The sequence below is a fragment of the Neisseria sp. DTU_2021_1001991_1_SI_NGA_ILE_055 genome (genome assembly GCF_032342915.1).
Taxonomy (GTDB): domain Bacteria; phylum Pseudomonadota; class Gammaproteobacteria; order Burkholderiales; family Neisseriaceae; genus Neisseria.
Genome location: NZ_CP135440.1, coordinates 2095843 through 2118605, shown reverse-complemented (window position 1 = coordinate 2118605; position 22763 = coordinate 2095843). Strand labels below are relative to the sequence as shown.

Genomic DNA, 22763 nt, shown 5'->3' with positions numbered 1-22763 from the left:
TACTATTCAGCAACTTGCGAATAGAGCAACAATTCAAACTTACTCATTCCCGCCTTTCCTTCCCGATAAGTTTCCAGCCAATCCGGTTTTTCAGGCAACTTCCCTGCTTCAATATAGACCATTGCCCCATTTTTCAAGTGGCTTTGCAATCGGATAAACAGATTTTGCCAATCTTCCCATGCAAACGGCGGATCAAGAAATACGACATCAAATTTTTCAGACGGCCTTGTCAGATAAATCATGCCGTCTGAACACTCGATTTCTGCCTGTTTCAAACCTAATTCACGAATATTTTTCTGAAGCGTTTGAACAGTTTGGCGGTCGTTATCGACCATTACCACTTTTTTTGCATTACGAGAAGCAGCCTCCATTCCCAAAGCACCACTGCCGCTGAATAAATCCAATACCGTTTTGCCGGTTAAATCCTGACCCAACCAGTTAAACAATTTTTCACGCACGCTGTCAGGTGTCGGACGCAAACCATCTGCGGACAGAAAAGTTAACTTTCGTCCCCTACATTGCCCGCCAATGATGCGTACTTGATTGGTGTGTTTGGAATGTTTGTTATTTGCCATAATTTTTTAAAAGATGCCAAGTTTTCAGACGGCCTCAATTATATAGTGAAACTGCTATCAAACCGTATTTCGATCTCTGCTTTTAGAGACAAAAGGTCGTCTGAAAATTTTTCAGACGACCTTTTCAGTTTGAATTTGACGACATGAAATACTGAACTATGTTTCACCGTGAAGTGCGTTTTAAACTTAAACTAGATAAATTACATTTACTTATTTATAATGAGTATTTCTCTGTGAAATGTTTATATAAGGTTATTATCATGTCAGACCTGAATCTCAGTAACAGTATATTCCAAGGTTACAACGACAAACATGGTTTAATGATTTGTGGGTATGAGTGGGGTTGGAGTAAAGCCGATGAGGTTGCTTATGTAGCAGGTGAATACAAACTCCCTGAAAACAAAATCGACCATACATTTGCAAATAAATCCCTCTATTATGGTGAGCAGGCAAAAAAGTGGCGTTACGACAATACGATAAAAAATTGGTTTGAAATGTGGGGACACCCCTTAGACGAAAATGGATTGGGCGGTGCTTTTGAAAAATCCCTAGTGCAAACCAACTGGGCAGCTACTCAGGGTAACAAAATTGACAATCCAAACAAATTTCTCCAACCCGAACACGTCGATAATTTTCTCTACCACATTGAGAAACTACGTCCTAAATTGATTCTCTTCATGGGAAGCAACCTGACAAATTATCTTAATTGCGCAAATGTATTGCCGCGCTTCGAGCAGCTTGTCGGAAAACAAACTCAACCGCTCCGAGTAGTACAAAAAGATTTTAGCGGTACACGTTTCAAAATCAGATTCCAATCGTTTGAAAATTGCGAAGTCGTCTGCCTGCCTCACCCCAGTGCCAGCCGCGGTCTATCTTACGATTACATAGCCTTATTTGAACCAGAAATGAACCGTATTTTATCGGACTTTAAAACGACACGCGGATTCAAATAAACCAATCACAGAAAAGCAAAAGGTCGTCTGAAAATTTTTCAGACGACCTTTTCTCTTTTAAACCGACCTAATCTCACTCTTTCGGTGCAGGCGGTTCAATCTGCTCTTTCCAGCCGCATTCTTTTTGCGGGCAGACTTTTTCCACGCCCCAGCGTTTGGTAGTTTTGATGGTCAAGACCGGCCAATGGCAGTTCGGGCATTCTTCGGCGACGGGCGGGTTCCATGTGGCGTAGTTACAATCCGGATAGGTACTGCAACTGTAAAACAGTTTGCCGTAGCGGGATTTGCGCTCGACGAGGTTGCCTTTTTTGCATTGCGGGCATTGGACGCCGGTGTCTTTGGGTTTTTCCAGCGGCTCGACGTGTTTGCATTTCGGATAGTTGGCACAGCCGATGAATTTGCTGCCGGTACGGCTGTATTTGTACACTAGGCGACCGCCGCATTTAGGGCATTCACGTCCGTCAAGTTCGGCTTGTTCGGCCTCGGCTTTGGCGATGCGCTCAGCGGCTTCTTCGGCGGTTTCGTTAACGTTGCGGGTGTAGCTGCACTCGGGATAGCCGGCGCAGGCGACGAAGCGACCCATTTTGCCGAATTTGATTTGCAGTTTATGTTCTCCGCATTTCGGGCAGGTTTCGTCGAGTTCCTGCGTGGTAAATTTGGCGCGTTCGATACCCTCTTTTTCTTCCACTTGCTTGATAAACGGCTTCCAGAATTTGTCCATAACAGGAATCCATTGGCGTTTGCCGTTGGCAATTTCGTCAAGCTGGTCTTCAAGTTTGGCGGTAAAGTGGTAATCGACATATTGGGCGAAGTGTTCGGTCAGGAATTTATTGACGATGTCGCCTGTGTCGGTAGGCATGAAGCGTTTTTGCTCAAGGGTAACGTATTCGCGGTCTTTGAGCGTGGAAATAATACTGGCGTAGGTAGAAGGACGGCCGATACCGTATTCTTCGAGGGCTTTAACCAGCGTGGCTTCGTTGTAGCGCGGCGGCGGAGTGGTAAAGTGTTGTTCTCCGTAAAGTTTGTCCACGGGCAGTTTGTCGCCTTCGCTCATTTCGGGCAGTTTTTTGCTGTCTTCGCCTTCTTCATCATCGCTGCTTTCTTCGTAAACGCTGAGGAAGCCTGCGAAGGTTTGCACTTGTCCGGTTACGCGGAATACGCCTTTGCCGACGGTAATATCGACGGTGGTTTGGTCGAATTTGGCGGGCGTCATCTGACAGGCGACAGTGCGCTGCCAAATCATTTGATAGAGTTTGAACTGGTCTGCGCTCAGGAAGGGTTTGACGCTTTCGGGCGTGCGGTACACGGAAGTCGGACGGATGGCTTCGTGCGCTTCTTGGGCGTTTTTGGATTTGGTTTTGTATTGTTTGGCGGCACTCGGCAGATATTCTTTGCCGATTTTGTTTTCGATGTAATGGCGGATTTCGGTTAGCGCTTCATCGGCCAAATTCACGCTGTCGGTACGCATATAGGTAATCAGACCGATGGCGCCCTGCCCCACGTCTATACCTTCGTAAAGCTGCTGGGCGGTACGCATGGTGCGGTCGGTGGTAAAACCGAGTTTGCGCACGGCATCCTGCTGCATGGTAGAAGTGGTGAACGGCGCGGCGGGATTGCGGCTGCGCTTTTTCTTTTCAATGGCGGTAACGACTGCCTCTTTGCCTTCGAGTTCTTTCAATATGTCGGCTTGCGCGGTTTCGTTCGGCAGGTCGAATTGTTCGAGTTTCGCGCCGTTGTATTGGGCGAGTTTGGCGGTGAACTTGCTACGGCCTTTGTGGCTGTCGAGATGCACCGTCCAATATTCCTGCGCTTCAAACGCGCGAATTTCGTTTTCGCGTTCGCAAATCAAACGCAGGGCGGGACTTTGCACGCGGCCCGCGCTCAAACCGCGGCGGATTTTTTTCCACAACAATGGCGAGAGGTTGAAACCGACCAAATAATCCAAAGCTCGGCGGGCTTGTTGTGCATCGACCAAGTCCATTTCGATTTCACGCGGATGGGCGACGGCATCGAGGACGGCGTTTTTGGTGATTTCATGGAACACGACACGCTGCGGCTTGATGTTTTTCAGACCGCGTTTGGATTTGAGGATTTCCAAAAGATGCCAAGAAATGGCTTCGCCTTCCCTATCCGGGTCGGTTGCGAGGTAGATGTTTTCGGCTTCTTTGGCACCGGCGACGATGGCATCGACGTGTTTGCTGTTGCGGCTGATCAGCTGGTACTTCATGGCAAAGCCGTTATCGGGATCGACTGCTCCGCTTTTGGGTACCAAGTCGCGGACATGACCGTAAGACGCTAAGATTTCAAAATCACCGCCCAGATATTTTTTCAGGGTTTTGGCTTTGGACGGGGATTCGACGATTAATAGGTTTTTCGCCATTGTTGTTCTCTTTTGGATGTATTGGGTTTATGTTTCAGACGGCCTTTATGATTGAGGCCGTCTGAAAAAAAAGTTTAGTGCATCACGTTTTGTCCGGTCAACGCACTCATCAAGTCGTCGCCAATCAGGACGGGCAACTCGCTCTTGTGCATCCACAACACCAGCAATACCAACACTTTGGCGGTATCGAGGGTGATTTCGTCTGATGGAATGTGCATCAGGGCGTGAATGACGATTTCGCGCTGCTCATAAGTAATTGCGTGTTCGGCAACCAAATACTGCATCAAGCCCATGACTTCCTGCGGCAGGTTTTCAGCTTCTTCACGGCAGAATACGCGCAGGGAATCGCTGTTAAACGGCTCGGCATAAAATTCGGATGTATTGAACAAGACTTCCATCATCATCAATGTGTTGCCGATTTCCGTAGCGTCAAAACCTGCATCTTCCAGCAGGCGACCCAAATCCTCCGGAGGCGGACAGTTGTCGAAATCTTGGAAGTGTTCGATTAAATAGGCAATGACTTCGGTCATGCTGGTTCCTTAAATATAGATAATTTATGCTTTGATGCGCTGGTAACGGCCGCCCGGCAAAGCGGCAACGATACCGTCGAGTTCGTATTCCAAAAGCTGTGCGTACACGTCTGCCGCCGCTGTATTGGTTTGTTGCGCCAAAATATCGGGGTGTATTGGGTCGTAGCCCATTGCTTCCAATAAAGCGCTTGTCGATGGGGCGGCAGATAGGTTTTCAGACGGCCTTTGCGGTTCATCCGCTATTGTTTTGGGTTGCAGACGTTTGGTTTGATCGTTTTTCGGTTTTACCGTCTTATTTATAGAATATGATGGAACAGGCGTATTTTGCAATAGCTGCGGACATTCGTGAAGAATATCGTCCAAACATTCCACCAATTTTGCCCCGTCTTTAATCAGCTTGTGGCAGCCTTTGCTGTGCGGATTGTCTATCGAACCGGGTACCGCCATCACTTCGCGTCCCATCTCCGCCGCCAGCTTGGCAGTAATCAATGAGCCGGATTCCAATGCCGCTTCGACCACCAATGTCAGCTGCGACAACGCGGCAATCAGACGGTTGCGGCGCGGAAAATTGCCTGCAAACGGACGCGTGTCTAAAGGGAACTCGCTGACAATCAATCCTTTTTCAGCGATTTCATAAGCAAGGTTTTTATTGGATGGCGGATAAATGCGGTCTATACCGGTTCCCCAGACGGCGATGGTACCGCCATCTGCCTGCAATGCGCCCTGATGGGCGGCGGTATCGATACCCGAAGCCATACCCGATACGACGGGAATGCCTTTTTCACTCAACGCCCTGCCGAAATCTTTGGCAATCCGCATGGCCTGCGGTGTGGCATGGCGGCTGCCGACAATCGCGGCAGAAGGTGTGTGCAACAGTCCTGCATTGCCGCGCAAAAACAAAACCGGCGGCGCGGTAATGCCTTGTGTCAGCATTTCAGGGAAATCATCATCTTGCAGCAGCAACAAACGGCAACCGTCCTGCATTTCCCATTGTAAAGCGGCTTCGGCAGACTGCTGCGCCAAAGCCCGTTTGTCCGCATTGCGCCATGACTCGGCCGCCTGTTTATGGCGTACCAGGGCGGCAATTTTTTCTGCCGGCGCATTCAAGGCAGCTTGTACACTACCGAATTGCTGCAACAGCACCAAAAAACTTTCTGCGCCGATATAGGGCGTAAATGCCAGTTGCAACCAAGCAAAACGCTCGTTTTCCGTCATCAATCTGTTCCCTTTTCGTAATGTTTTTTCAGACGGCCTGAAGTAAATAAAGGCCGTCTGAAAATTTTATTGGTATAAAACTTTTGTCGGCCCAAAATGCAAAACAACAATGCCGGGCCATATCATTATTCTTTATCAAATATTGCTTATCCAAGCAAACCGTCAAATGACGATGCCGTCTGAAAAACCTGATGGCTTTCAGACGGCCTCTTTTGTGTTTGAACCGATATTGCGCTTATTCTTCGGATTTGTCGGCGCTGCGGCGCGATACGCTGATACCGAGTTGTTTGAGTTTGCGGTAAAGGTGTGTACGCTCCAAACCGACCTTTTGCGCCACGCGGCTCATATTTTGGCCTTCTTGGGCGATGTGGTACTCAAAGTAACGGCGCTCGACTTCTTCCCTCAATTCGCGCAAAGGCATATTGAAATTGAAGCCACCGATGATTTCTGTCGCCGTCGCGTTTTCCTTCTGACCCAAAGCCACGGCAACGGCCTGCTCGTCCACTTCTTTGCCGTCCGATTCCAACATGATGTTTTTCACCGTTTCGGCAAGCTGGTCGTAATTGCCCGGCCAATCGTATTGGCGCAAAACCACCAACGCGCTGTCGCTGAATTTTACCGGCTGGATTTTTTGACTTTCGGCCAAATCGGTCATGATGCGGTTGATTAAAAAGACGATGTCGTCCGGTTGGCTGCGCAAAGAAGGAACATTGATGCGCTCTTTCAACAGCTCCGCCAGTCGGCCAGCAACGACGTCATCGGCGCTCTCACCGCGTTTAAAGCCGCATGAAGCAATCACACGGACATTGTAGCGGTCGGCTTTTTCCAGCAAGAAAGCAATGCCGTTTTGGATGTTTTTGCTGTAACGGGCAATATCGCCGACATACAAAATACCGCCCGATGCTTTTTGCAACAGCTCCAACGGCGTATCGACAATGTGTTCGACACGGTCGGTTGCCACCCAAGGCGTACCGCTTTTGTGCAGATAGCGGGCGACAATCTCAAACGGCGAGCCTGCCTCACCGGCCAACAGCAGCGGGCGGTTGTGTTTGGCGGCCGCTTCAATGCTGCCGTTCATTTCTTGAATGACGGGGCTGTTGCCAAGTTTGTCCAAAGTCATGCCGGAGGCCGTCTGAACTTCGCCATGTTTCAAGGCGCGTTCTACTGCGGACAAGAGTTTTTGCAGGGCAATCGGTTTTTCCAGAAAATCGAGTGCGCCGATTTTGGTGGCTTCAACCGCGGTGTCGATGCTGGCATGGCCGCTCATCATGACCACGGGCATATTGAGTTGGCCGTTTTTCGCCCACTCTTTCAACAAAGTAATGCCGTCGCAATCGGGCATCCAAATGTCCAGCAATACCATGGCCGGACGCGTTTGGTAACGCAATTGGCGCGCTTCTTCGGCATTTTCGGCCAAAGTAACGGTATAGCCTTCGTCTTGAAGGATTTCGGAGAGCAGGTCGCGGATGCCTACTTCATCATCTACAATCAAAATATCACTGCTTCGCATAAGTTTCTGCCATTTCCGGTAAAGCTATTTTGACGCACGCGCCGCCGCTGTTCTGATTGCTCAGGCTGATGCGGCCGCCATGCTCCTCGATAATTTTTTTCACAACGGGCAAACCCAACCCCGTTCCTGTCGGTTTGTCGGTAACGTACGGCTCAAAAGCATTGTGCAGCATTTCTTTGCTGAAACTTTTGCCGTTGTTGCAGACAGTCAGGAAAACCTGTCCGCCTTCGCGTCCTGTTTCGATGTTTACTTGCGGCGCTTCGTCCGACTCCGCCGCTTCTGCGGCATTCTTAAATAGGTTATGCAACACTTGGCGCATGGCCGTCGTATCGGCGGCAATCGGCAGGGCATCCGTGTTGAGCCGTGCATTAAATTTGCACGCGCCTGCCTCATATAATACCAATACTTCCGACACCAAACCGTTTAAATCTTGTTTTTCTAAATTCAGCGACGGCGCACGCGCATAATTGCGGAACGCTTCGACCATTTCTTTCAGCGCGGCAACCTGTTTGACGATGGTATCGGTTGAACGGCTGAGGATTTGGGCGTCTTGCTCGTCAAGTTTATCATGCAATTTCCATGCCAATCTCTCAGCGGAAAGCTGGATGGGTGTAAGCGGATTGCGGATTTCGTGCGCCAAACGTTTCGCCACTTCGCCCCATGCAGCCTCTTTTTGCGCGCGTATCAAGACGGTAATGTCATCAATCACCATCACCACGCCGTTATCGTTGTCTTCCGGCAGGATGGTGGCTTTGCCCAACAAGATTCGGGCATCGTCGGGCGCGGCGTATTCGACTTGGACGGGTTTGTCGCTGTCGGCGGTTTCATTGATGGCGGCAAACACATCGGCCAACAGGGTTTGCTGCGGCGATTTGCCGTGCCATTGATGCCAGTTGCTGCCCCACAAAGACACCAGCGAAACGCCCAAAATCTGTTCGGCGGCTTTGTTAAAGGTTTTCAGACGGCCGTCGGCATCCAAAGTAATCACACCTGTGGTCAAACTTTCCAACACGCATTCCAAATAATGGCGTGCGGCTTCTTCGCGCAAACGGTTGCGCTCGTCCGCCTCTTTGGCAATCGCCAATTGCTCGGTCATGTGGTTGAACAACTGGGTCAAACGGCCGAACTCGTCATTGCGGAATACCGGCCGGGTCTGGCTGAAGTCACCCTGAGCCACCGCCCGTGCACCCTCTGCCAGCGATAACACCGGCGCCACAAAACGGCGGGCAAAATACAAAGCCATCACCAGCGCCAAAAAGATGGCCAACAATGTCGCGACCAACAGCGTGGACAGGAAAAAGGTTTGCAGGCCTTTTTTGGTATAACTCAGCTCAGCGTATTTGGCGCGGGCCGCTTCGATCAGCGTCGCATCTTGGGCAACATCTTTCGGAATCGGCTGACGGAAAAACAACGCATAATCCTGATTTTTATGCGTACCGATCAGCATCCAGCCTTGAGCATACAGCACGCCGCCGATATTTTCCAAGCTGCGTACCGAGCCGGTCTGCTCCAGCTGCTCCCATCCTTCTTTGTTGAGCGTCGGTTGATTCAGTTTCAGGGGATTGATGCTTTTCTCGGCTTTATGGGTAGTCGCGTTGTAAAGCGCCAGCTGGGCAAATTCGGAAGTAGGCGCGGATTGGGTCAGCGTTTGCCCCAAGTCGCCGTCCAGCGAAGCGGCGCTGATTAAGTCGATTTGCACCGGCGTGGCGTTGCTGACCGCGTTGTCCACCGCCAAATTCAGCGCGGATTTGCTCAAATTTAAGCTGCGCTCCAAAGCCTCATGGGTGTCGTTGCCAAACCAAGAATTAATCGTGCCGTTAATAAACTGGGCGGAAATACCGAACAAAAACACGCCCGGCAATACGGCAACCAAGGTAAACATCCCTGACAGCCGGCGCGCAATCTGCGAGCCGAACACGCTTTTGCTGTTGTCGCGCATCAAAAGCACGACATAGCGCACCAACACCGCGGCCAACACCAGCAACAGCAAGCCGCACAAGGCGACAATCCACCAGAAATAATCGGACAATACGTTGCTGCTGCCCGTTGCAACAGTCAGACCGTACAACAAAACTACGGCGAATACAGCGGCAATCAGGAGAAAGCGGCGCATGGTTTACTCCTGCACGACCGACAAGGATTTCCACCCCGAATCCAAATGCCAATTTTTAGAAGTCAGGGCATTGATTTGGAACGGTTTGGGCAGCTTGGCGGTTGTCAGCAGCAGGCGGATTTCAGCCTTCGTGTCTTTGGCGGCCACATCACTCAGCGCGCCCTTGGACAAAACCTTCCAATTCGCAACCGCGCCCACTGCGCGCAAGGCGGCTTCAAGCGTGTCGTACTCGGTAGAAAACGTACCGACGGTAACGCGATAGCGGTTGGTCAGCGGATGGAAGGACAGTTTGTATTGAATCGTGCTGTCGTTGTTGAGCAGCTGGTCAAACTTGAATTTATAAGACGCCACGGACGGTGCCGACAGCTGCCAACTTAAATTGAAATGCAGGGGGACGCCCTGTTTGAGTGCTTCTTTGAGCTGATCGGGCAGGTCGGTGCGGAAACGGCTGCTGACGGAAAGCTGTCCGGCATGGGTCAGCTTTGCCTCGGCACGGGTCGCACTGATGCCCTCGCCCGCCGCGTTCAGCGACACGGCGAGCAAGAGCGGTACAATCAGCGTTTTACTGCTTTTTAATAAGCGCGTAATAAAAGCCATCTTGATGTTTGTTCGGTAAAAGCACATGCGATTCGATCAACTCGGCATCGGCATGGCGGTTAAGGAATTTTTGCAATTGACCGTCGTTTTCTTCGACAAAGACCGAGCAGGTAGCCAGCAACATCCTGCCGTTTTTCGTCAGGGTCTGCCACAGCGCGTCTAATAATGCTTCCTGTTGGCGTGCGGTTTTGACGGCATCGGTCGGTCGGCGCAGCCATTTGACGTCGGGATTGCGCCGCGCCACACCCGAAGCGGTACACGGCACATCGGCCAAGACAGCGTCAAAGGCCTTGCCATCATACCACGCTGTCAAGTCCTGCGCATCGGCACAAGCCAAAGAGGCCGTTTGAAAGCCTAAACGGTCAAGATTGCTCTTCACCCTGTTCAGACGGCCTTCGTCTATATCCAAAGCAGTAACATGACAATCTGCCAGTTCCAAGATATGGCCTGTCTTACCGCCCGGCGCCGCACAGGCATCGAGGATGCGTTCTCCGTCTTTCGGGTTCAACAAATAGGCAGCACGCTGCGCACCAAAATCCTGCACAGACACCAGGCCGTCTGAAAAACCGGGCAGGCAGCTTACCGGCACGGCTTCTTCCAACATCACGGCGTATTCGTCCAACGCCCTGGCCGCAATACCTTCCGCAGCCAGTTTTTCCAAATAACTTTCGGCATTGCCGTGTCGGCGGTTGACGCGCAAAGTCATCGGCGGATGCGATTGCAGCGCGGTGGTGATGTTGTGCCAATGTTTCGGATAATGGTTTTTCAAGTAAGCCACCCACCACAGCGGCAAATTGTGTTTCGCCACATCGTCTTTTTTGCAGGAAGCCGCGAGCTTGTCGCGTTCACGCAAAAAGCGGCGCAAAATCGCATTGGCAAACGAGCGGAACTGGCCGCGGCCGATTTTGGCAATGCTTTCCACCGCCTCATTGACCACGGCATGAGGCGCGTTGCGCGTGTAATGCAATTGGTACATCGCCGCCAAAAGCAGGCTTTCAAGCTGCGGATTGTCAATCGGCTTTTTCAGCATCTGCGCGAGCATATATTTCAAACTGCCCAAATAACGTTGGCAACCGTAGGCAATATCCTGCAACGCACCGTTTTCCTGCGCCGTCAGCTGCGGATGCGCCGCGCGGATTTCCGCCAAAACATCCTGAAGATTGCGCCCTTCGGCAACCGCGGCAACGCTGTCGGCGGCCAGTTTTTGGGCGAGGGACATACTCATATTTTTGCTTTCTGATTTATATTTGATTTCAAGTGTTCGGCGGATTTCAGACGGCCTGTTCGGCAGCCAGCAATGCCCGATAATATTCGGCATCTGTTTTGGAAAAACAGCAAAAGATGATTTTTTCCACTGCCGGACATTGCGGCAGGGTTTGCTTCAAACTCTCCAAAGCGATACGCGCGGCGGCTTCGGCCGGGAAGCGGTACACACCGGTGCTGATGCACGGAAAGGCGATGCTGTGAAGATCGTGTTTCTGGGCAAGCAGCAAAGAATTGGCATAAGATTGTGCCAATTTGGCCTCTTCATTTTGTTTTCCGCCAAACCATACCGGCCCGACCGTATGAATGACAAAACGCGCAGGCAAACGGTAGCCTTTGGTTATTTTGGCTTCGCCTGTGCGGCAACCGCCCAAAGTGCGGCACTCCTCCAGCAGCTCTTTGCCCGCGGCGCGGTGTATTGCACCGTCTACGCCGCCACCGCCCAACAGCGATGAATTGGCGGCATTGACAATCGCATCGACTGCCAATCGGGTAATATCGCCCTCAACCACTTCAAAAACAGCCATTATTTTCTTTCCTCTGCGTTGATTTCCAGCCTGTTACAAAACCGTTCCGACTTCAATCGTCCGGCCTGCCGCAAATGCCTGTATGCTCATGCGTTTGCTGCCGGAAGGCTGCAATTCGGTGATGTTCAGCGCGTTTTCACCGCACGCCACCAGCAGGCCGTCTGAAGTGCAGGACAATACTTCGCCTGCCTTACCCTGTTTGGCCACGACTTCGGCACGCCAGATTTTCATCGGTTTGCCTTGATACTCGACCCACGCGGCAGGGACGGGGTTAAAGGCGCGGATTTTGCGCTCGATAATGTCCGCGGACTCGTTCCAATCGATACGCGCCTCTTCTTTGCTTAATTTTTGGGCGTAGGTAACGCCTTCTTCAGGCTGTTTGACCGCGTTCAGACGGCCTTCCGCCTGCAAACGCTGCAAGTCGGCCACAATCGCTTCGGCACCCAAACCCATCAGCGCATCATGCACTTCGTTTGCAGTATCTGTAGGTTGGATGGCATAGCGGTGTTCGCTGACCACAGCGCCGGTGTCCAAGCCGATGTCCATCTGCATGATGCACACGCCGGTTTCTGCGTCGCCGGCTTCAATCGCACGTTGAATCGGTGCCGCGCCGCGCCAACGGGGCAACAGCGAGGCGTGGATATTGAGGCAGCCGTGTTTGGGCGTATCCAACACTTCCTGCGGCAAAATCAAGCCATACGCGGCCACCACCATCACATCCGCGCCCGTATCTTTGAGCATTTGCAGGGCTTCGGCGTTATTGCGCAACTTTTCCGGCTGCGCCACGGTCAAACCCAATTCCAAGGCAGCCTGTTTGACCGGCGATGCGGTCAACTGCATGCCGCGGCCTTTGGGGCGGTCGGGCTGGGTCAACACCAGCGGAATTTCAAAACCTGCGGCGGCGATGGCTTTCAAGGCGGCGGCGGCAAAATCGGGCGTACCGGCAAAGATGACTTTCATGTTGTGTCCTTGTGGAAATGGTTTGAATGGGCGCATTGGGCAAACTGTTTCAGCTGAAAAGGCCGTCTGAAAGATTGAAAACCGAAGTCTGCCTTCTGTTTTGTCTTTTCAGACGGCCTTTAAGCGATGCTTAGGTCAGATGGTGTGTTTCTGACGTTTTTTCAGTTTGGTTTTGATGCGGCCTTGTTTCAGCTGCGACAGGTGTTCGACAAACACGATGCCCATCAGGTGGTCCAATTCGTGCTGCACGCAGATTGCCAACAGGCCGTCTGCTTCCAGCGTGAATTTCTCGCCTTTTTCGTTCAAGGCTTCGACTTTGACGCGCTCGGCACGGGTCACGGTATCGTAAATGCCCGGCACGGACAGGCAGCCTTCTTCATAAGTTGTCTCGCCGTCTTTTTCGACAATGACGGGATTGATGAACACGCGCGGCTCGCTGCGGTCTTCGGTCAAATCCATCACGACAATGCGCTCGTGTACGTCAACCTGAGTGGCCGCCAAGCCGATACCGCGTGCTTCGTACATGGTTTCAAACATATCGGCAACCAATGTCTGGATGCGCTCGTCTATTTTCTCAACAGGTTTGGCGACCGTGTGCAAACGCTCGTCAGGGTATTGGAGGATGTTCAGTAAAGCCATAATATTCTCGTTTTATAAAGCTGATGTGTGATTTTCATACAGATTTGGTTTCCGCCGCCACAATCTCCTGTCATGACAGCAACATTCAATGCTAAAATAACGCCGAAAAATGTTAAGATAGCGCGACAGAGGCCGTTCGTTATCGTATTGATGGATGGGCGGCAGTTTCGCAAACTCCGGCCTTCTCTGTTTATCATCTGAAGACAAACCAAACCGATTTCAAGGGGAACGGTTATGCAACAACGTATTATAACCCTGCTTTGCATGGCAGGCATGGCTATTTCTGCCCACACTCAGGCAGCTTCTTTAAAAATCCGCCCCAATGCGCCGCAACGCTACGTCGTTAAAAACGGCGATACCTTGTGGGGTATTTCCGGCAAATATCTGTACAGCCCGTGGCAATGGAACCGCCTTTGGGGCGCCAACCGCAACGCCATCCGCAATCCACACCTGATCTATCCGGGGCAGGTGTTGGTTTTACGCTACGTCAACGGCCAGCCGCGCCTGGGTTTTGAACACGCCCAAACCCGTTCAGACGGCATTCCTGTGATCAAACTGCATCCGCGCGTACGCGAAACTTCCGGCTACGGTATTCCGACTGTCAACGTCAACCTCTACCGTATGTTCATGAAACATCCGCAGATTATCGCTCCGGAAGAAACCGCCAACGCGCCGCGCCTGATTGCAGGCCCCGACAACCGCGTCCTCTACACGCAAGGCAACCGCGTGTACGCATACGGCCTGACCGAACCCGGCCGCTACCTGACCTACCGCGTCAATAAAAACATCACCGATCCGGAAACCGGCAAATTCCTCGGCCAAGAAGTCGTGTTCAGCGGCATCGCCAACACGCTGCCTTACACCGACTCCGCCTTGGAACACCGCACCCGCGCTTCTGACGAAAAACTCAAAAGCAACGAGTATTACACCCAAGTCAACAAAGTCATGAAGCTGCGCACCCAGTCCGCGCAACCTTTGGTTATCGAAGAAGCCGTTTCCGAAATCCGCAAAGACGACTATCTGCTGAAACTGCCCGAAGGCCTCGACAGCTTCAATGTGATGCCTCACGCCCCTGCCCGTCCGATTCAGGCCAAAGTCGTTTCCATCTTCGACGGCGTGGGCGAAGCCGGCCAGTTCCAAACCATTACGTTGGATAAAGGCGAACTCGACGGCTTGGACAAAGGCACGGTGGTCAGCCTCTACAAACGCGGCCGCCAAGTCCGTGTCAATCTGTCCAACAACCTGATTCGCAAGCCGAAAGACAAAGATACGGTTGAATTGGTTTCCATTCCGGCGGAAGAAATCGGTTTGGCAATGGTGTACCGCACATCCGACCATCTGGCCTCAGCCATTATTTTGGAAAGCCTGAACAGCGTTTCCATCGGCGATACCGCCTCCGAGCCCGGCCGCGATTTGGACAATATGGCCGATGAAAAAACCATGGACAAACCGACCGAAGACGAACAGGAAAGAGAAATCGAACTGGAAGTCCGCAGCTGATTGAGCTTTTTTAGCAGCGATTCGGCAAACAAAGGCCGTCTGAAAACCTGTTTTCAGACGGCCTTTTGATTGCCTATCAGAATAAAGAAATCGGTAACACGTTGTTTAAAGCGCAAACAATATCCCATGTCTCCAGCCTTTAATCGGCTGCTCCCCTTTTCTATTGTCTTGCCGTTCTGCCATTCCAATCAGAAATATGAAAAGCCCGACACGCTATTTATTGCCTATTGATTGTTTCATCTGTTCCTGCCAATCAAAAAGGCCGTCTGAAATCTTCAGACGGCCTTTTTATCCACCACTCAAATCCGATTATTTGAATTTGTAAGTGTATTGCAAGCCCAAGATGTCCGCTTTGTTTTTGAAGCGAGCAGAGGATGCACCGCGGCTGTCCACGTCGTTGCCGCTGGCTTTGCCGGTACGGTAAACCGTGTCATTGATGTGGATATGGCTGTACGCCGCATCGATGACATGGTTTTTGCCCAGTTGATATTTAGCGCCGACGGAGAACCAAATACGGTTGCCGTCAGGCAGGCTGTTCATGCGGTCTTCAGCACTTTTAACCGGTGATTTGTCGAAAGCGATACCGGCACGCAGTTGCAATGGTTCGGTAACTTGGTAAGAGCCGCCGAATGCAACTTTATAAGTGTTGCGCCAGTTAGGCGTAATGACGGTACGGTCGGATTTGCCGTTGACAACGTTTTTGGTATTTTCAAACACCAGCTCGGCTTTGTTGAAGCGGCTGTGGCGCGTCCAAGTCACATCGCCGAACAGGTTAGTTTTGTCAGTGGCGCGGTACATACCGTGAACAGACAAAGACTCAGGCGTGACGATTTTTACGCTGGCTTTTTCGTTCGGCACATAACCGCGTGCAGCCATTGCACCCAAATCCCATGCGCGTTTTGCATATGCGCCGTCAGCTTCCCAATCGGCAGTACCTTTCAGCGTATGCGATACTTTGGAACGATAGTTCACACCCACGCGTGCGCGCTCGTTAATGTCCCACATCCACGCCAGTTGATAGCCGAAGCCCCAATCGTGGCCTTTTACATCGGCATGACCGTCAGCTTTGCCGGTCGCATCGACAGCAACGGGACGGCCTGCTTGACGGGAAGCCAAGCCGCTGGCCAACTGGCTGATGGCGCCGGAAGCATCCCAGTCGGAGTATTTGCGCAATTCGGCTTTAGAATATTGGGCAATCAAACCGGCACCGACAGCGTGCTGCTCATTCAGTTTCCACGCGACTACCGGCTCTATGGCAATGGTGGTCAAACCCAGTTTGTTGATGTTGTGGCGCAATACGGAATCTTTTTCGTATTCGGTTGCAGAGCCGAAGGGAACGTACATGCCCAAACCCAAAGTGATATCGTCGCTGGCTTTGTACGCGCCATAGATGTGCGGAGCAACGGTGGTTTCGGTAATTTTGCCGCTGGTCGAGCCGCTGACATCGGCACCCGTGCGGAAGTGTTTCGCAGATTCTGCCTCATAGTGAATGCTTGGGAAAACGATATTGGCGTTGACGGAAATTTGACTGCTGTCAATTTTGCTCAAACCGGCCGGGTTGTAGAAAATGGTTGATGCATCGGCGGCTTCGGCGGCGGCGGCGTTGGCCGTGCCTTGTGCGTTAACGGATTGTGTACCGAAGTGGTAGCCGGAGGCTTGGACGGCGGTAGATAACAGTGCTGCGCTTAAAATAAATGCTGTTTTTTTCAGATTGAAATGAATCATTTTGGTTTACCGTGAAAGTAGCGGACAAAGAAAAAGGCCGTCTGAAACGTCCTTTATTGATTTAGTATAGGTACTCAATTCTATACTACATCATTATTTTTGCCTAATCTTTTCTTTTTTTACACAAAAAAAGCAGGCTAAAACAGCCTGCTTTTCCAATCATCGGATCACTGCAATTATTTGACCTGCAACACTTCCAGCGTATTGGTCGAACCGGATTCGCGCATTTTCGAACCGCTGGTGATGATGTATTGGTCGCCGCTTTGGAGGATTTTGTGTTCTACCAACATGGCTTCCACTTCGTTCAGCGCGGTATCGTGGTCGGTACTGGTTGCCAAAATCAACGGACGCACGCCGCGGTACATCGCCATACGGCGTTGCGCTGAAACACTCGGCGTCAGGGCAAAAATCGGCAGGGTGATGTTGTGGCGGCTGACTTCGAAGGCGGTCGAACCGCTTTCAGTCAGGGCAACAATGGCTTTGGCGTGAACCGCGCGCGCCACGCTGACCGCGCCGCCGGCAATCGCCAAGTTGGTGCTGACGGCTTCGGGATAATCGACCTGTTCGGCAACGCCGTTGAGCGAATCTTGTTCTTTTTCCGCAGCCGCACAAATAATCGCCATTTGGCTGACGGTTTCAAACGGATACGCGCCGACGGCGGTTTCGGCGGAACACATCACCGCATCGGTACCGTCCAATACCGCGTTGGCTACGTCACTAACTTCCGCGCGGGTCGGTACGGGGTTGGTAATCATCGATTCCATCATTTGGGTTGCGGTAATGCTGAAGCGGCGCAACTCACGGGCGCGGCGGATCATGCGTTTTTGCAGGGCAGGTACGGCGGCATGGCCGACTTCCACTGCCAAGTCACCGCGGGCAACCATAATACCGTCGCTGGCAAGAATGATTTCATCTAGGTTTTCAATGGCTTCTACGCGCTCGATTTTGGAAACCAAACCGGGGCGTACGGCGGTGCTGCCTTTCATTTCTTCTTCGACTTTGGCGCGTGCGATGTGCAAATCTTCGGCAGATTTCACAAAGCTGATGGCCAAGTAGTCGCAACCGATGGCAATCGCGGTTTTCAAGTCGCGGAAGTCTTTTTCGGTCAACGCTCCGGCAGACAGGCCGCCGCCGCGTTTGTTGATACCTTTGTTACTTTTCAGCACATGGCTGTTTTCTACCCTTGTAATAATCTTACTTCCTTCAACCGCTTCAACGGTCAAAGTCAACAGGCCGTCGTCTAGCCACAAAACATCGCCGGCAGCGACGTCATTGGGCAAATCGCGGTAGTCCAGGCCAACCGCTTCGCGTGTGCCTTCGCCTTCAAGCGCGGCATCTAAAATCAAGGTTTCACCCTTATTCAGCTCGATGCTGCCGCCTGCAATTTTGCCCACGCGGATTTTAGGCCCTTGCAAGTCGGCAAGAATGGCGATTTCCTGACCCGCACGTTTCGCGGCTTCGCGTACGATACGGGCATTTTCTTCATGAAACTCCGGCGTACCGTGGCTGAAATTGAAACGGACGACATTAAGGCCGCCGACACGGATCATGTCTTCCAACAATTGTACATTGTTGCTGCCCGGACCCAGTGTGGCGACAATTTTGGTATTGTGGCTGATACGGGTTAAATCACGTTGCAATTGGCTCATGTAAACGTCCTTTCCTGTTGATTTCACGTTTGATAATGAAGAGGATTGTACTCTTAATGCAATAATGTTGGCGTAAAATTACATCATTTTCTGACTTAAACTAAATTTATTTTTGCATTAACCTACTTTTCTATCGGATACAATATACCCTCACGTCGTCATGTTTAATTTTCAGACGGCCTCACTCATCCGAATAGAATACTGAAATATCCGACCGATCCATGAAACGTTTTTTGACTCCTCTGCCCATCGGCATCGTTTTGGCCGACCTGATATACGGTTTCGTCCTGAATGTGATGCAAGGCTTAAACTTGCAACAAACTGCATCCAACCAGTCCGGCACGCTTTCCGTTACGCCCGACATCGCCTTCAACAGCCTGCAAATCGTTGCCAACGGCGGCATGGTCTGCATCATCGGCTTCGGTTTGATTGTTTTGTTCCAACTCAACCGCGCCGTATTACGCCGACAAATCCTGCCCATCGGCATTTTCCGAACCCTCGGCCTGTTGGCTGTTTTGGCATTCAGCATTTCGTCTTTGTGGGAATGGTTGCATGCCGCTTTGTCGCTGCTTTCCGGCCGCAATGTTTTAAACTTCAGCAACCCGCGTTATCTGGTTACCGCAGCCTGCATGCCCATTATTGCTTTCTTGTGCATCTTGCGCCTGTACAATTGGTATCGCCTGCATCGGACTGTTGCCACCGACGACACCTCCGCTACCCTCTAATTAAGCTGCAAAAAGGCCGTCTGAAACAGAAAAACCTATTTCAGACGGCCTTGTCATTATATATCTCAACGTTGATGGCTGGTTTCTACACCGGCCTTAATCTCGCCATACATTTGCGAGCTGCCTCCGCTGCCTGATGCGCAAGCCGCCAAACTCAGTGCCAAAACAGCCGCAGTCAAAATCTTCAACATGGGATTCCCTCTTTCTACAACCATTATTTCGGATCGCAACGGAAATGGTAGGCGCAAATTTCAAATCCGTTTTTGAAGTAGAGACGATGCGCATCTGCGCGGTCATGGTTCACATGGACATTCAGATGGATTTTGGTTGCGCCGGTTTCCGCACCGATTTTGCGTACTTCTTCCAACAAGCGCGAAGCATAGCCTTTTCGGCGGCTTTGAGGCATGGTTACGATGTCGTCAATATGGATGTGGTAACCGCTGGCCAAATTGTACGCGGCATGGAAACCGCATACGGCTACGGCATTTTGTTTGCCTTCTTCAAAAATACCCAACAGGCGGTAGCCGGTTTTGCGCTGATGCTCGTTGATTTGTTCGACAAAACGGTGAATATCGGTCAAAGAAGAACGCAAAATGCTCAATGCCGCAAAAGCGGTCGCAGTTTCTTCCGGCGGAATTTCACGCAATACGCCGACCACAGGCGCGGCAGCTTGAGGCTCGGGCTGGGTATCGGCCGCTTCCGCACGCTCGGCGGCGTGTTTTTCTTCAATCGCCTGCGCCAACAAAACGCGCTCGACCGGCACTTCGCCCTGCTGCTTGCTTTCTTGCTCTTTAAGTAAGGCTTTACAGTCAATCACGCGCAAATCGTTATCCGCTGCAAAATCCATCAAGAAACGGAACATTTGCGGATTGTCTTCTTCCAGTTTTTTATCGACTGCCACACAACGGACATTGTCCACCAAAATCGGGCGCACCCAATTCGAATAGGAAAGGCGGTTGTCTTTAGTGAAGGAAGACAAAATACCGCACAGGCGCTCCGCCCAGTCGCTTGGTCGGAAAATCTTGCCTTTGCTGGTCGTACCATGGATCACAACTTCATAAGGATTACACACTAACATAAGCAGCTTCCTGAGAGTAAATGGCTGAAGGAATATTTCGCCGCTGCCGACATCAGAAAAAGTTCCGATACATAGCAACAGATTATTGAAAAAATATCAGTAAGGTTTTGAAATACGACAATGATGAGACGGCTTGCCGATCCTGACAATCCGTTTCGAATTCTTTGATTATTATACCCGATACGCCTCTTTTTCTTCAAAAATCATTTGAAAAATAACAACAGGCCGTCTGAAAACAAGTATTTCGGTTTCAGACGGCCTGCATATTTTGAATATCAATACAACAATTTCTTGCGGGGCTTTTGCTCGCCACTGGATCTAATTTCTAACAAATTGAAATTCAATATGCTCAAATCCAAAACGCTTTCAGAAGTGCATTGATCGCCAAAGGCATTTTCATAAGTGGCTTTCAGTTTCAACACGCCGCCAAATGTCTGATCCGGCAATTCGGCAGCCAGCGCCAACATGCTTGCAAACACGCCGCCATACAATTCGCCCGATGCCAGCATATCCACGCCGCCGGAAAACATCTCCAAGCGCATAACCGCATCGGCAACCAGCTTGCTCGGCAAGTGATCCGGCAAAGCCTCAGCCTCAAAACGCACATTCTTCGCCAAGCCCTTACCGCTATTGCGGACAACCAAAACCAATAAATCTGTTTGCCCGTCAGAACGCTGCAACGTTGCATGCAAAACAGGATGAATGCTCTCTTTTTGAATCAGCTGCTCACGGTGCAACATCTTGCTTTTTGCTTTGGATCGCGCAGAGACGACAGCCCAAATCAACCAAACAAATGCAACGGCAGAAATGGCTGTAACCAAAAGGGGAAGGTTGGCCAAATAGGCTTGCTGATTAAACCAAACTTGTGCTGCTAAAAATCCGACAAAGAAAATCAAGACGTATAAAATTGGGGCAAACCGGCTTTGTATGGATGAGTGCATGAGTTTTCCTACATTTCGTATCATGTTATTAAAAAATAATGCCTTTCGGGCGAATAATGTCATCAACCCGGAAGGCATTATTTTAACGTAATTTTAACGCAATTTGCTTAATATCTTGCTTTTTATGAAACTAATGTATCAAGCAGACAACTCAAACCGTATAGCTGTATTTTCAGACGGCCTGAGATTTTTATCAGGCTTCGGCAACCGAATCACGCGAGAAGGTTTTTTCGCAATAATGACATTTCAAACGCGTCTGCCTATGATGTGAGCGGACATAAAAACGGCTGATGACCGGCTCGCCATGACTGGCGCAATTGGTATTCGGACAGCGGAATACCTCCGAAATTTCATCCGGCAATGATAAATGCTGTTTCTCAACGACCTTAAACCGATCGATTTTGTTGACCACTGCCTCAGGGGCAAACAAAGCCAAACGGTTTGCCGCATTGGCATCCAACCATACGCCGCTGATTTTAATAATGTCTTTGCTGCCCTGCGTTTTGCTGGGCAAATTGAAGCCAACCGTTACTGCATTGCCATAATGCAACAGCTTGAACTGCCTTAAAATGGCCAAGCCTTTACCGGCAGGAATATGGTCAATGACCGTACCTTGTTCGATCGCTTCCACGCTGAGTTTTGAGTTTTCCATCTTTCGCTCCTTAAACTTCTTCGTTCAATACCAAAGACAAAATTGCCATCCGTGCATACACACCGTTGGTTGCCTGTTCAAAATAATAGGCATGAGGTGTTTTATCCACATTCGGATGAATTTCATCTACCCTCGGTAAAGGATGCAAGACGCGCAAATTAAGTTTGGCATTTGCCAACATTGACGCATCAAGATTGAATTTACCCTGGATTTTGGCAAATTCCTGCTCATCAAAACGTTCGCGCTGAACGCGGGTCATGTACAAAATATCCGCCCATTCGACCGCTTCTTCCAAGCCGGGCAAAATTTGATAAGGGCAACCGGCCTCTTCCAGCTCTTCAGTGATATAGTCCGGCATCGCCAAGCTGGGAGGGGAAACAAACGCAAATTCACAACCCCAACGTTTCAGCGCCTGACATAATGAATGTACCGTACGGCCATATTTTAAATCACCGGCCATCGCAATCTTCAAATTGCTCAAACTGCCCTGCGTTTCATAAATCGTGACCAAGTCCAAAAGCGTCTGACTCGGATGTTGGTTGGTACCATCGCCGGCATTAATCACGGGCACGCTCGAAAACTCGGCCGCCACACGGGCCGCACCGTCTTTCGGGTGTCGCTGAATAATCGCATCCGTATAGCTGGAAATAATCCTCGCAGTATCCGCAAGCGTTTCACCCTTTTTCGCACTGGTATTCGCGCCATCGGAAAAACCGATAACTTTCCCACCCAAACGCTGTACCGCCGTTTCAAAAGACAAACGCGTACGGGTGGACGGTTCAAAAAAGCACGAACCAATCAACTTGCCTTCAAGCAAATCTTCACGAGGCTGCTTTTTCAACTTCAAGGCCGTCTGAAGCAGCAATTCGAGCTGCTCCGTCGTCAAATCTGAAATTGAAATAATATGTTGCCGATAAAGCGGATTAGGCATGACCATTCCTTCCCATAAAAAAACCCGCAAAGCGGGCGTTTCAAGCAAACCGATTCCATCGTTGTCCGGCATGATTCCAACCGGACAGTTTCAACCATGTTTCTACCACACCCATGAAATCTTCCGCATTATCGCATATTTAACAGACGACTGCTTCTATCAAATTTTCAGACGGCCTGATACCTTTGCAAAAAATCCTTCATCCTCAACAGCCAAAATTCAAACACAGGGATTTGACGGTTTCCTTTTATCTTCCCAATACTCGCATCTTGTAGGAGCAAACAAGCGCAAGTAAGCTGT

The 22763-nt window shown here is 50.6% G+C and carries 21 protein-coding genes and 2 pseudogenes; 4 read left to right on the top strand and 19 right to left on the bottom strand.

Features of this window, described 5'->3' with window-relative positions:
* Positions 1 to 2: 2 nt before the first annotated feature.
* Positions 3 to 575, bottom strand: a complete 573-nt coding sequence (gene rsmD, locus RRV97_RS09990; protein ID WP_315611442.1) for a 16S rRNA (guanine(966)-N(2))-methyltransferase RsmD — start codon at positions 573 to 575, stop codon at positions 3 to 5.
* A 257-nt stretch (positions 576 to 832) separates the two neighbouring features.
* Between rsmD and RRV97_RS09985 the strand changes: the two genes are divergently transcribed.
* The gene (locus tag RRV97_RS09985; protein WP_295863621.1) at positions 833 to 1528 is read left to right on the top strand and encodes a hypothetical protein; all 696 of its coding nucleotides are present in this window, start codon (positions 833 to 835) and stop codon (positions 1526 to 1528) included.
* A 73-nt stretch (positions 1529 to 1601) separates the two neighbouring features.
* Here RRV97_RS09985 and topA read toward each other — a convergent pair whose 3' ends face one another.
* The 11 genes and pseudogenes from topA to def all read right to left on the bottom strand — a co-directional run bounded on the left by topA (position 1602) and on the right by def (position 13262).
* The gene (gene topA / locus RRV97_RS09980) at positions 1602 to 3908 is read right to left on the bottom strand and encodes a type I DNA topoisomerase (RefSeq protein ID WP_315611441.1); all 2307 of its coding nucleotides are present in this window, start codon (positions 3906 to 3908) and stop codon (positions 1602 to 1604) included.
* Between the two features lie 74 nt (positions 3909 to 3982).
* Positions 3983 to 4438 (bottom strand): DUF494 family protein, encoded by a 456-nt coding sequence (locus tag RRV97_RS09975; protein WP_003749244.1) that lies wholly within the window; start codon positions 4436 to 4438, stop codon positions 3983 to 3985.
* Between the two features lie 24 nt (positions 4439 to 4462).
* Positions 4463 to 4618, bottom strand: a pseudogene (locus tag RRV97_RS11505) (DNA-protecting protein DprA); the annotation flags it as partial.
* Between the two features lie 104 nt (positions 4619 to 4722).
* A pseudogene (dprA, locus tag RRV97_RS09970) lies at positions 4723 to 5653 on the bottom strand (DNA-processing protein DprA); the annotation flags it as partial.
* 235 nt (positions 5654 to 5888) lie between these two features.
* Positions 5889 to 7163, bottom strand: coding sequence for a sigma-54-dependent transcriptional regulator (locus RRV97_RS09965; RefSeq protein ID WP_254343405.1), 1275 nt, complete (start codon positions 7161 to 7163; stop codon positions 5889 to 5891).
* Positions 7150 to 9276, bottom strand: a complete 2127-nt coding sequence (locus tag RRV97_RS09960) for a PAS domain-containing sensor histidine kinase (protein WP_315095175.1) — start codon at positions 9274 to 9276, stop codon at positions 7150 to 7152. The genes RRV97_RS09965 and RRV97_RS09960 overlap by 14 nt, the downstream gene beginning before the upstream one ends.
* Positions 9277 to 9279: 3 nt before the next feature.
* The gene (locus RRV97_RS09955; protein WP_049322230.1) at positions 9280 to 9873 is read right to left on the bottom strand and encodes a DUF4390 domain-containing protein; all 594 of its coding nucleotides are present in this window, start codon (positions 9871 to 9873) and stop codon (positions 9280 to 9282) included.
* On the bottom strand, positions 9839 to 11098 hold the full coding sequence (gene rsmB, locus RRV97_RS09950) for a 16S rRNA (cytosine(967)-C(5))-methyltransferase RsmB (RefSeq protein ID WP_315611439.1): 1260 nt from the start codon (positions 11096 to 11098) through the stop codon (positions 9839 to 9841). The genes RRV97_RS09955 and rsmB overlap by 35 nt, the downstream gene beginning before the upstream one ends.
* 46 nt (positions 11099 to 11144) lie before the next feature.
* Complete coding sequence (locus tag RRV97_RS09945) at positions 11145 to 11663, bottom strand: O-acetyl-ADP-ribose deacetylase (protein ID WP_315611438.1); 519 nt, start codon at positions 11661 to 11663, stop codon at positions 11145 to 11147.
* Between the two features lie 33 nt (positions 11664 to 11696).
* Complete coding sequence (gene fmt, locus RRV97_RS09940; protein WP_315611437.1) at positions 11697 to 12623, bottom strand: methionyl-tRNA formyltransferase; 927 nt, start codon at positions 12621 to 12623, stop codon at positions 11697 to 11699.
* A 135-nt stretch (positions 12624 to 12758) separates the two neighbouring features.
* Complete coding sequence (gene def, locus RRV97_RS09935) at positions 12759 to 13262, bottom strand: peptide deformylase (protein WP_003678675.1); 504 nt, start codon at positions 13260 to 13262, stop codon at positions 12759 to 12761.
* Positions 13263 to 13496: 234 nt separating this feature from the next.
* On the opposite strand from def, the gene RRV97_RS09930 reads away from it, so the two are divergent.
* Entirely contained in the window at positions 13497 to 14762 is a 1266-nt protein-coding gene (locus tag RRV97_RS09930; protein WP_315611436.1) for a LysM peptidoglycan-binding domain-containing protein, read from the top strand.
* Positions 14763 to 15071: 309 nt separating this feature from the next.
* On the opposite strand, the gene RRV97_RS09925 is transcribed toward RRV97_RS09930, so the two are convergent.
* Together RRV97_RS09925 and pyk are read right to left on the bottom strand one after the other, a co-directional pair.
* A complete protein-coding gene (locus RRV97_RS09925) occupies positions 15072 to 16487 on the bottom strand; it encodes an OmpP1/FadL family transporter (RefSeq protein ID WP_315611435.1) in 1416 nt (471 codons plus the stop codon).
* 176 nt (positions 16488 to 16663) lie between these two features.
* Complete coding sequence (pyk, locus tag RRV97_RS09920; RefSeq protein WP_315611434.1) at positions 16664 to 18136, bottom strand: pyruvate kinase; 1473 nt, start codon at positions 18134 to 18136, stop codon at positions 16664 to 16666.
* A 221-nt stretch (positions 18137 to 18357) separates the two neighbouring features.
* Here pyk and RRV97_RS09915 point away from each other — a divergent pair, with 221 nt between their 5' ends.
* Positions 18358 to 18861 (top strand): hypothetical protein, encoded by a 504-nt coding sequence (locus RRV97_RS09915; RefSeq protein WP_036491365.1) that lies wholly within the window; start codon positions 18358 to 18360, stop codon positions 18859 to 18861.
* A 65-nt stretch (positions 18862 to 18926) separates the two neighbouring features.
* On the opposite strand, the gene RRV97_RS09910 is transcribed toward RRV97_RS09915, so the two are convergent.
* From RRV97_RS09910 to pyrB, 5 genes are all read right to left on the bottom strand, one after another.
* The gene (locus tag RRV97_RS09910; RefSeq protein ID WP_269428978.1) at positions 18927 to 19052 is read right to left on the bottom strand and encodes a hypothetical protein; all 126 of its coding nucleotides are present in this window, start codon (positions 19050 to 19052) and stop codon (positions 18927 to 18929) included.
* A 23-nt stretch (positions 19053 to 19075) separates the two neighbouring features.
* A complete protein-coding gene (locus RRV97_RS09905) occupies positions 19076 to 19939 on the bottom strand; it encodes a GNAT family N-acetyltransferase (protein ID WP_003749223.1) in 864 nt (287 codons plus the stop codon).
* Between the two features lie 275 nt (positions 19940 to 20214).
* Positions 20215 to 20880 carry a hypothetical protein gene (locus RRV97_RS09900; RefSeq protein WP_315611433.1) on the bottom strand — a complete coding sequence of 222 codons (666 nt, stop codon included), beginning with the start codon at positions 20878 to 20880 and terminating at the stop codon, positions 20215 to 20217.
* 193 nt (positions 20881 to 21073) lie between these two features.
* Positions 21074 to 21532, bottom strand: a complete 459-nt coding sequence (pyrI, locus tag RRV97_RS09895) for an aspartate carbamoyltransferase regulatory subunit (RefSeq protein WP_315611432.1) — start codon at positions 21530 to 21532, stop codon at positions 21074 to 21076.
* 10 nt (positions 21533 to 21542) lie between these two features.
* On the bottom strand, positions 21543 to 22463 hold the full coding sequence (pyrB, locus tag RRV97_RS09890) for an aspartate carbamoyltransferase (protein ID WP_188213381.1): 921 nt from the start codon (positions 22461 to 22463) through the stop codon (positions 21543 to 21545).
* On the opposite strand from pyrB, the gene RRV97_RS09885 reads away from it, so the two are divergent.
* Positions 22462 to 22758: a hypothetical protein gene (locus RRV97_RS09885; RefSeq protein WP_315611431.1), complete on the top strand. Its 297-nt coding sequence runs from the start codon at positions 22462 to 22464 to the stop codon at positions 22756 to 22758. The two genes, pyrB and RRV97_RS09885, sit on opposite strands and share 2 nt — an antisense overlap.
* The last annotated feature ends 5 nt before the right edge of the window (positions 22759 to 22763 follow it).

What these genes read in the sequence shown, in the direction of transcription:
- RRV97_RS09915 (WP_036491365.1), top strand. Translation starts at nt 18,358, where the DNA reads ATGAAACGTTTTTTGACTCCTCTGCCCATCGGCATCGTTTTGGCCGAC.
- RRV97_RS09975 (WP_003749244.1), bottom strand. Translation starts at nt 4,438, where the DNA reads ATGACCGAAGTCATTGCCTATTTAATCGAACACTTCCAAGATTTCGAC.
- RRV97_RS09960 (WP_315095175.1), bottom strand. Translation starts at nt 9,276, where the DNA reads ATGCGCCGCTTTCTCCTGATTGCCGCTGTATTCGCCGTAGTTTTGTTG.
- fmt (WP_315611437.1), bottom strand. Translation starts at nt 12,623, where the DNA reads ATGAAAGTCATCTTTGCCGGTACGCCCGATTTTGCCGCCGCCGCCTTG.
- rsmB (WP_315611439.1), bottom strand. Translation starts at nt 11,098, where the DNA reads ATGAGTATGTCCCTCGCCCAAAAACTGGCCGCCGACAGCGTTGCCGCG.
- rsmD (WP_315611442.1), bottom strand. Translation starts at nt 575, where the DNA reads ATGGCAAATAACAAACATTCCAAACACACCAATCAAGTACGCATCATT.
- pyrI (WP_315611432.1), bottom strand. Translation starts at nt 21,532, where the DNA reads ATGGAAAACTCAAAACTCAGCGTGGAAGCGATCGAACAAGGTACGGTC.
- pyk (WP_315611434.1), bottom strand. Translation starts at nt 18,136, where the DNA reads ATGAGCCAATTGCAACGTGATTTAACCCGTATCAGCCACAATACCAAA.
- RRV97_RS09955 (WP_049322230.1), bottom strand. Translation starts at nt 9,873, where the DNA reads ATGGCTTTTATTACGCGCTTATTAAAAAGCAGTAAAACGCTGATTGTA.
- RRV97_RS09900 (WP_315611433.1), bottom strand. Translation starts at nt 20,880, where the DNA reads ATGCACTCATCCATACAAAGCCGGTTTGCCCCAATTTTATACGTCTTG.
- RRV97_RS09945 (WP_315611438.1), bottom strand. Translation starts at nt 11,663, where the DNA reads ATGGCTGTTTTTGAAGTGGTTGAGGGCGATATTACCCGATTGGCAGTC.
- RRV97_RS09910 (WP_269428978.1), bottom strand. Translation starts at nt 19,052, where the DNA reads ATGTTGAAGATTTTGACTGCGGCTGTTTTGGCACTGAGTTTGGCGGCT.
- RRV97_RS09930 (WP_315611436.1), top strand. Translation starts at nt 13,497, where the DNA reads ATGCAACAACGTATTATAACCCTGCTTTGCATGGCAGGCATGGCTATT.
- RRV97_RS09965 (WP_254343405.1), bottom strand. Translation starts at nt 7,163, where the DNA reads ATGCGAAGCAGTGATATTTTGATTGTAGATGATGAAGTAGGCATCCGC.
- pyrB (WP_188213381.1), bottom strand. Translation starts at nt 22,463, where the DNA reads ATGCCTAATCCGCTTTATCGGCAACATATTATTTCAATTTCAGATTTG.
- topA (WP_315611441.1), bottom strand. Translation starts at nt 3,908, where the DNA reads ATGGCGAAAAACCTATTAATCGTCGAATCCCCGTCCAAAGCCAAAACC.
- def (WP_003678675.1), bottom strand. Translation starts at nt 13,262, where the DNA reads ATGGCTTTACTGAACATCCTCCAATACCCTGACGAGCGTTTGCACACG.
- RRV97_RS09885 (WP_315611431.1), top strand. Translation starts at nt 22,462, where the DNA reads ATGACCATTCCTTCCCATAAAAAAACCCGCAAAGCGGGCGTTTCAAGC.
- RRV97_RS09905 (WP_003749223.1), bottom strand. Translation starts at nt 19,939, where the DNA reads ATGTTAGTGTGTAATCCTTATGAAGTTGTGATCCATGGTACGACCAGC.
- RRV97_RS09925 (WP_315611435.1), bottom strand. Translation starts at nt 16,487, where the DNA reads ATGATTCATTTCAATCTGAAAAAAACAGCATTTATTTTAAGCGCAGCA.